Source organism: Pseudomonas sp. BBP2017 (assembly GCF_003024385.1).
Classification (GTDB): domain Bacteria; phylum Pseudomonadota; class Gammaproteobacteria; order Pseudomonadales; family Pseudomonadaceae; genus Aquipseudomonas.
Genome location: NZ_PVZN01000049.1, coordinates 1 through 302 on the forward strand (window position 1 = coordinate 1; position 302 = coordinate 302).

1 protein-coding gene is annotated in these 302 nt (G+C 63.6%); it reads right to left on the reverse strand.

The genetic code is table 11. The annotated features are described in order from the left end of the window. Window positions 1-302, reverse strand: a 302-nt coding sequence (locus tag C6382_RS24055) for an immunoglobulin-like domain-containing protein (protein WP_158262122.1), incomplete at both ends; no start/stop codon positions are given.

Genomic DNA, 302 nt, shown 5'->3' on the forward strand with positions numbered 1-302 from the left:
AGCCGGAACCGTCAGGGTGCCCGTGGTCTGACCATCGGCAATGGTGATCACGCCACGGTCGGTGGTGATCGTGGTCACGCCTTGGGAGGCATGGCTCAGCGTGGCAGTGAAGATGTACTGCGCCGACGGGCCTTCGTCTTGTACCGAACCGGTCAGGCTCACGGTCGCGACCGTCGTGGTATCGACCACCGTCGCGGTTGCCGAGCTGTTGCCGACTTCCAGCTTTTCAAAGCCAGGACCGTTGACGCCGGTGATCGTGGCGGTCAGTTCGGTGCCGTCCTTGTAGGCGTCTTCGCCGTTGC